7 protein-coding genes are annotated in these 7,547 nt (G+C 67.1%); 4 read left to right on the top strand and 3 right to left on the bottom strand.

Features of this window, described 5'->3' with window-relative positions:
- Positions 1 to 43: 43 nt before the first annotated feature.
- On the bottom strand, positions 44 to 727 hold the full coding sequence (locus tag BUB53_RS21875; RefSeq protein ID WP_073038174.1) for an IS6 family transposase: 684 nt from the start codon (positions 725 to 727) through the stop codon (positions 44 to 46).
- 191 nt (positions 728 to 918) lie between these two features.
- Between BUB53_RS21875 and BUB53_RS21870 the strand changes: the two genes are divergently transcribed.
- Positions 919 to 1,821, top strand: a complete 903-nt coding sequence (locus BUB53_RS21870; protein ID WP_229709629.1) for a helix-turn-helix domain-containing protein — start codon at positions 919 to 921, stop codon at positions 1,819 to 1,821.
- Positions 1,822 to 1,996: 175 nt separating this feature from the next.
- On the opposite strand, the gene BUB53_RS21865 is transcribed toward BUB53_RS21870, so the two are convergent.
- Positions 1,997 to 2,869: a LysR family transcriptional regulator gene (locus tag BUB53_RS21865; protein ID WP_073038169.1), complete on the bottom strand. Its 873-nt coding sequence runs from the start codon at positions 2,867 to 2,869 to the stop codon at positions 1,997 to 1,999.
- Positions 2,870 to 2,979: 110 nt separating this feature from the next.
- Between BUB53_RS21865 and BUB53_RS21860 the strand changes: the two genes are divergently transcribed.
- Genes BUB53_RS21860 through BUB53_RS23410 form a run of 3 tightly spaced genes read left to right on the top strand, consistent with a single transcriptional unit; the run spans position 2,980 to position 7,068 of the window.
- Positions 2,980 to 4,542, top strand: coding sequence for a proton-conducting transporter transmembrane domain-containing protein (locus tag BUB53_RS21860; RefSeq protein ID WP_073038167.1), 1,563 nt, complete (start codon positions 2,980 to 2,982; stop codon positions 4,540 to 4,542).
- Positions 4,543 to 4,561: 19 nt separating this feature from the next.
- On the top strand, positions 4,562 to 6,937 hold the full coding sequence (locus BUB53_RS21855; protein WP_073038176.1) for a YbcC family protein: 2,376 nt from the start codon (positions 4,562 to 4,564) through the stop codon (positions 6,935 to 6,937).
- A complete protein-coding gene (locus tag BUB53_RS23410; protein ID WP_268238484.1) occupies positions 6,934 to 7,068 on the top strand; it encodes a hypothetical protein in 135 nt (44 codons plus the stop codon). The genes BUB53_RS21855 and BUB53_RS23410 overlap by 4 nt, the downstream gene beginning before the upstream one ends.
- A gap of 57 nt (positions 7,069 to 7,125) precedes the next feature.
- On the opposite strand, the gene BUB53_RS21850 is transcribed toward BUB53_RS23410, so the two are convergent.
- The gene (locus tag BUB53_RS21850; RefSeq protein ID WP_073038165.1) at positions 7,126 to 7,398 is read right to left on the bottom strand and encodes a hypothetical protein; all 273 of its coding nucleotides are present in this window, start codon (positions 7,396 to 7,398) and stop codon (positions 7,126 to 7,128) included.
- Positions 7,399 to 7,547: the final 149 nt, after the last annotated feature.

The raw sequence follows: 7,547 nt of genomic DNA, 5'->3' as shown, positions 1-7,547 counted from the left end.
GATCTCCCTGGCGGTTGCCGCCGCCGGTTGGGTGGGTGGATGTTCACCCGGAGATTACGCCGCCTTCAAATTTCCACCAACTCCGAGACACGACCAGCTGCTCCTTGCGGATCATGTTAGCGACTTCGATTCCAGCGAGGGTTGCGGCAGCAGAATCGAAAGCCTTGAACCCCAGCATTGGCCGAGTGCGTCTCTTGATGAACCGGTGATCCTGCTCGACGATGTTGTTCAAGTACTTTCGCCTAACCATCTCGATTGGGATCGGACATCCAAAGCCCTTCAGCATTTTGTTGATGGCTTTGATACCTGCTGTGTTTGCGCCGCTTTTGTCGATGACAATCTTTCTCGGAAGGCCGTTGACCTCTAACATCCGAGCAAAGAACTTTGTGGCTGCAGGTTTGTTTCGACGTCGAGAAAGCATGAAATCAAGTGTCTTGCCGTGTTTGTCGACGGCCCGGTAGAGGTAAACCCACGCGCCTTTCACTTTGATATAAGTTTCGTCCATTCTCCAGGAACGATCGCATGACCCTTTTCGGCGACGCGCGGCTTCAGCGATCGCGCCGGAATACCGTGTTACCCATCGGTTCAGTGTGGTGTGGTCTACCGAAACACCACGCTCGGCCATGATTTCTTCCAAGTCTCGATAGGAAACACCGTAGCGGACGTAAAAGAAGACCGCGAACAAGATCACGTCTTTCGGATACTGTGCACCTTTGAAAGAAATCATGGACCAACCTTAAAATAGAGAATGCCGTTCGCCACACAGGCGCTGACGCCACAAAGGTCAATGGTCAAAACTTTGCAACGGAACCTGACATCGCAACTCCACCGTCGCTTTATGACGGTCTGGAGGAGGAAGAGGCATGGTTCCATGCTGATGACGATGACGGGGAAACTCCGCAACTGCAGAGCCCGGGCGTGGCACCCGGCAGCCTCTTCGATCCCGATCAATGGCTTGCAGCGCAGGGCACGCTCAGCGGTGATCTGGCTGCCGCGTGTCTTGCCTTTGGGCGTCTTGACGCAAAGCTCGCTGTAGCGGGGGAGGGGATGCGTCTGCGCCTCGCCTTGCAGGAAATGGCGGATCTCGGCTGGCTGACCGGATCTCGTATTGGGCTGGAGCGATTATCCCTCTTTGTTGCGCTTCGCATTGGGGCCGGCGACGACGCGGCGCTGCTCGGTCAGTTCGCGTGGGGCGTCCGGCGGCTGACAGGTCCGGGAAAGGTGGAAGGGCAGGGGGGATGGGTGTCCAGTCTCGCGGCCTTCCTCGGCTTCCAGGGTGAAGCGGTGCTCGATCTTGCCGAGACGATGACTGGAACCGAGGCGCTGCATCCGATCACACAAGCGGCGTTTTTGTTTCATGCCTGGAGAATGGCAGGCGCAGAACGTGGTGCTCGGGACATCGAAGGTGGCGTCATGGCCGCACGCCTAGCAGGGGAGAAGCTCGGGCGCGGGGCGCTGTTCCTGCCGCTGGCTCTTGGCAGCGGGACCGCGCTGCGGGGGCAGGGGACGGTTCTTGCGCGGCTGGCCGCCTTTTATCGCGGCGCCGAGCAGGCATCGCTGTCCGCGCTGATGATGATCGAGCGCATGGCCGATTGGGAAGCGCGTGCGCGAGAGGCAATGGCGGATTGTTCTGGGCGGACGCCGGGAGAATTGGTGAAGGTCTTTGCCCGCTGGCCGATGGTGTCCGCCCCAATGGCTCAGGAACATGTGGGTGCAAGTCGGGCGGCCGTGCAAAGGAACATGGACCTGATGACGGCGCGCGGTGTTGTCCGCGAGATTACAGGGCAGGGGCGGTTTAGGATCTGGACGGCGGCATCGTAAGCCATCACGCACAGCAATCGGCCCCAATGGATCGATTCAGAAGCTGAATTGGACCCTAGAGAACGGGTCGGCCAGACCCTGGGCAGGAGCCAATCTCTTCATCTTGTGCGCTGCAGGTGAAAGGCGGCCTCCTCTTGTTGCCAGTCTATACAGACATGTCAGTTGGGGGAAGCGGTCACCCGCGCAGCAGGCTGGCCAGCGTGGGGTTGGGAAAGCGGCGTTCGCGGGTGATGGCGTAGAAGGTTTCGTGCATCCCGTTGATGCGCGCGACCTGCACGAGGATACCGTTGGCGAGTTCGTCCTGCACGACGATGGTGGGGATGACGGCCAGCCCGGCATCTTCGCGCGCCAGAAGGCGGAGCATGGCCATGTCATCGGCCTCGGCCGCGATGGTGGGCACCAAGCCCAACCGCGCGGCGAGGGCATCGAAGGCAGCCCGCAGCGCCGTATCGGGGGCGGGCAGGATCAGGGGCTCGGCGGCCAGAAGATCGGCCAGATCGCGCTGGTTGCCGCTGACCCGTTCGGGCGTGCCGATCAGCGAAACGGGCTGTTCCGCGATGCGGTGGATCAGCCAGGGGCTGCCCTGTTCGCGCGCGGGGGCGAGGTTCGTCAGCACCACATCCAGCGCCAGCGCATCGAGATCGCGCATAAGTTCGGCCTGCGACCCGGAGCGCAGCACCACCTCGACATCCGCGCGGCCGATCAGGGGGCGGAGGAACTGCATCTGGAAATTGCGCGACAGGGTGGCGAGTGCGCCGACGCGCAGGGGGCGGCGGGCGCGGCCGGTTTCGCGCAGGGTGGCCGTCAGGTCATCGGCGGTGCGGAAGATCGCCTCGGCATGGTCGAGCGCGATGCGCCCGGCCTCGGTCAGGGCAAGGCCCCGGCCCCGGCGTTCGAAAAGGGCGTGGCCCAGCGTCGCCTCCAGCGCCTTGATCTGGGTGGAGAGTGCCGATTGCGACAGGTTCAGGCTGCGCGCGGCCCCGGTGAGGGTGCCGTCGCTGGCCACGGCGCGGAACAGGCGGAGGTGATGCAGGTTGATCTGGGCCATGATGGGCCGTGACTTTCAGGAAATAGAACGATTAGGCAGAAAATATGTAATTTTCTGGAATATCGGCAAGGGCTATCTGCACGCCATCGGATATTCACAGGAGACGATCCATGGCCTTCCTGCCCGTTCTGACCTTTCTTGCCCCCCTGCCGCTGTTGATCGTGGCGCTGATCGCGGCCTTGCGGCCCGGACGTCGACCGGGGGCTGTGCCGATGCTGGCCGAAGGGGCGGCGGGGCTTTCGCTTTTGCTGGCGCTGGGGGGGGTGGTGCAGCTGATCCTGACGGGCGCGCGGGATGCGGGGATCGGGCAGGGGGCGTGGCTTTTCGCGCTGCGCCTTGATGCGGTCAGCGCGACGATGGCCCTGCTGGTGGCCTTTGTCGGCTGGGTCGTGGTGCGCTATTCGCGGACCTATCTGGATGGCGAGGCGCGTGAGGGGGCATTCCATGGCCTGATGCTGTCGGTGCTGGCGGCGGTGCTGGTTCTGGTGCAGTCCGGCAGCCTTGGCGTTCTGGTCGCGGCCTTTGTGGCGGTGGGTGTGGGGCTGCGGCAGTTGCTGCTGTTCTATCCCGAACGGGCCGAGGCGCGGCGCGCGGCGGCGAAGTTCACGCTGGTCTGGGGGGCGGGGGATGCCGCGCTGGTTCTGGCGGCGGTGCTGCTGTGGGTGGCCTTTGGCACGGCGGGGATCGCCGGGCTGACGCAGGCGGCCGAGGCCGGGTTGCCGGTGGCGGCGCAGGTGGCGGTGGCGCTGCTGGTGTTGGCCGCGTTGCTGAAGACGGCGGCCTTCCCGCTGCATGGCTGGCTGACCGAGGTGATGGAGGCCCCGACGCCGGTTTCCGCCCTGCTGCATGCCGGGATCATCAACGGGGGCGGGTTCCTGCTGGTGCGCTTGGCCGAGGTGGTGCAGGGCAGCCCCGGCGCGATGGCCGCGCTGGTGATGCTGGGCGGGTTCACGGCGCTGTTCGGGGCGGCGGTCATGCTGACGCAATCGGCGGTCAAGACGGCGCTGGCCTGGTCTACCGTGGCGCAGATGGGGTTCATGCTGCTGCAATGCGGGCTGGGTCTCTGGGCGCTGGCGGTGCTGCATATCGTGGCGCATTCCCTTTACAAGGCCCATGCCTTCCTGTCGTCGGGCGGTGCGGTGCGGGCGGTGGCATCGGTGCGGCGGCCCGGTCCCGTGGCGGTGCCGGGGCTGGCGGCGGTGGCGCGGGCCTTTGCGCTGGCCCTTGTCCTTTATGCGGTGGTGGCGGGGGTCTTCGGGCTGTTCGTCGGGCCGAAGTCGGAGCAGGCGCTGGCCCTTGGTGCGATCCTGATCTTCGGGGTGGCCTATCTGGTGGCGCAGGGCCTTGCCGATGCCGCGCCGCGCGCCCTGACGTTGCGGACCGGGGCGGCATCGCTGGCGGCGGCGGTGGGCTATTTCGGGTTCCACGTTCTGGCCGGGGCGGTCTGGGGGCCGCATCTGCCTGCGGCACCGGAGGCCGGTGCGCTGGAATGGGCGCTGATCGTGCTGGCGGTGCTGTCCTTTGGCACGGTCGCGGTGGCGCAGGCGCTGTTCCCGCTTTGGGCCAATCATCCGGCGGCGGCGGGGCTGCGGGTGCATCTGGCCAACGGACTTTATCTGAATGCGGTTCTGGACCGGCTGATCGGCGGGTTCCGGGTTTCCAAATCCCTCTGACGCACAGGAGTTGATGGCGATGTTTCTGAAGCACACACAGATCGCACCGGCCCGCATCTCGGGCCTTCTGAAGGCGGCAGAGGCGGCGGCGCGGGCGATCCCGCCGGCCTTTCCCCTGTCGGCCACGGTGGCGGTGAACCCCTTTCTTGGCCAGACGGGCGAGGATCTGGCAACCGCGCAGGCGCGCATGGCCCGCGTGGCGGGCGTGCGCCTGATGCGGCCAAGGGCGGAGTTTGCCGCGATGGTGCAGGATGGCCGGATCGACGCCGATGATCTGGCCGCCGCGCTGATCGCGCAGCCTTCGGCGTTGAAGCCGGTGGACCTTGCGCTGCTGAAGGCCAAGGCGGCGCAGCCCGCGCCGGAGGTGAAGGCGCTGCCGACGGTGGCGGAACTGGCGGCAGAGGCGACGGGGGTGGATTGGCCCGCCGTCATCACGCGCTGCATCGGGCTGTGGGCGGCGGGGCGGTTCGACCGGGGGCAGGCGCTGTGGTCGCCCGCGCCGGGGCAGGGCGCCTTTGCCGCATGGCGGGCCTGGGCCACGCATGACCTGACGCCCGAGATTGCCGGGCTGACCGGGTTCTGCGCCCATGTGGAGGCGGCACCCGACACGGCAGAGCGCGCGATCCTGCGCGCGGCCGAGGCGCTGGGTCTGGCAGAGGCGGGGGCCGAGACGGCCTTTCACCGGCTGCTGGTCGATCTGGGCGGCTGGGCGCAGCACGCGCGGTGGCTGCTGTGGCAGGCGGAACTGGCGGGGCAGACGGATGCGACGCTGATCGACCTGCTGGCGATCCGCGCGATCTTTGACGAGGCGCTGCTGGCGGTGGTGCCGGGGGTGGCGGATGCCTGGGCGAGGGTGGCGGCATCCCATGCCGAACGGCCGCAGCCCACGCCCGACATGGTGGTGGATGCGATCCTGCAAGAGGCGGCAGAGCGGGCGGCGCAGCGCGGCCTTGCCGCGCAGCTGACCGGGCCGCGCAGGGCGGCGGGGCGGCCTGCGATGCAGGCGGCCTTCTGCATCGACGTGCGGTCCGAGGTGATGCGCCGCGCGCTGGAGGGCCTGCATCCGGGGATCGAGACGATCGGTTTCGCCGGGTTCTTCGGCCTGCCGCTGGCGCACAAGGCGCATGGCACGGATGAGGTGGCGGCGCATCTGCCCATCCTTCTGAACGCGAAGGTGGAGTCGGCCTCCCATGCCGCGCCGGAGGTGGAGGCACAGGCGCGGGTTGCGGCGCGGGCCACGCGGGCCTGGGGCCGGTTCCGGCAGGCGGCGGTATCCTCTTTCGCCTTTGTCGAGGCGGCGGGGCCTGCCTATGGCTGGAAACTGGTGAAGGATTCGCTGCATCTGGGCGGGGCTGCACCGCAGGAGCCTGCGCCACGTTTCGAGACGGCGCTGGATGCGGCGGCCAAGGCCGCGACGGCGGCGGCGGTCCTGCGCGCGATGAGCATGACGACGGGCCATGCGCGGCTGATCCTGCTGCTGGGTCACGGGGCGCAGGTGACGAACAATCCGCATGAAAGCGCCTATCACTGCGGGGCCTGCGGAGGACAGACGGGCGAGGTTTCGGCGCGGCTGCTGGCTGATCTGCTGAACGATCCCGAGGCGCGGGCCGGTCTGCCCGCGCAGGGGATCGACCTGCCCGAAGATACCGTCTTTGTCGCCGGTCTGCATGACACGACGACGGACAAGGTGACGGTCTATGCCGCCGGGCTGCCGGCCAGCCATGCCGCCGATCTGGCACAGGCGAAGGCGTGGTTCGCGCAGGCGGGCAAACTGGCGCGCGGCGAAAGGGCGGCGCGGTTGCCGGGGGCGACGGGGGACGGGTTGCTGCAACGGGCGGTGAACTGGGCCGAGGTGCGGCCGGAATGGGGTCTGGCGGGATGCGCCGCCTTCATCGCCGCGCCGCGCGCGGTGACGGCGGGGGCAGACCTTGGGGGCCGCGCCTTCCTGCACAGCTATGACTGGCAGGCGGATCAGGGGTTCGGCACGCTGGAATTGATCCTGACTGCGCCTGTGGTCGTGGCAAGCTGGATCAGCCTGCAATATTACGGATCATCGGTCGCGCCGGACCTGTTCGGCGGGGGCAACAAGCTGATCCACAATGTGGTGGGCGGGATCGGGGTCGTGGAGGGGAATGGCGGGATGCTGCGCCCCGGCCTGCCGATGCAGGCGGTGCATGACGGTGCGGCGCTGGCGCATGATCCCTTGCGGCTGTCGGTGATGATCGAGGCGCCGGTCGATGCGATGACGGCGGTTCTGGAACGCCATCCCGGCGTGCGGGCGCTGTTTGACAATGGCTGGCTGCATCTTTTCGCGCTGGAGGGCGGGCGGGTGGCCGCGCGCTATCGTCCCGGCCTGCGCTGGGACGCCGAGGTCGCAGCACGGCAGGCGGCATGATGCTGCCATCGCGCGTGGCGCTTGGCACGATGCACGGGAAGGCGGCGGTGATTGCACCGCCGCTTTCGGCGCTGGGGATCGGGGTGGTGGTGCCGGAGGGTCTGGATACCGACCGGTTCGGCACCTTCTAAGGCGAGGTGGTCCGCGCCGGCACGATGCACCGGCTCCGGTCGCGGCTGGATGAAAGTTCAGTGGCAGGTCAAGGTCAGCGTCATCCAGATCCCGAAACGGGTTGGGCCATCGTCGGAGCGGCTGGCCCGGTCAAGGCCAGCAGGTGCCACATCGTAAAGCGCCCCGCCCAGCCGGAATACCAGGCCCAGCCCAAGCGCCAGCGCCATGGTTCCATGGACCGCCATCACCCCGTGCCGCGCCGCCGCAGCTATCGTCAGCCCCCCCAACGCCAGCAGGACGGCAAGGCCAATGCCGATCCGCCGTTCCACCGTGGTGAGCGAGGCCTGCATGGTCAGACAAACTCCTCTTCCAGCCGCAGGTCAGGGCGCAGTGCAATGTCTGCCGGCTCTGTTGCAAAGTTTTGTTCAGGCCGCGTGGGCCCCTCTTTTGGGCGCAGTTATGCTGCGGCGAGGCTTTCCTCAATGATTGCGACAGCCTC

The organism is Roseovarius pacificus (genome assembly GCF_900142665.1).
GTDB classification, from domain to species: Bacteria; Pseudomonadota; Alphaproteobacteria; order Rhodobacterales; family Rhodobacteraceae; genus Roseovarius; species Roseovarius pacificus.
This window is presented reverse-complemented; position numbering and strand designations above follow the sequence as displayed.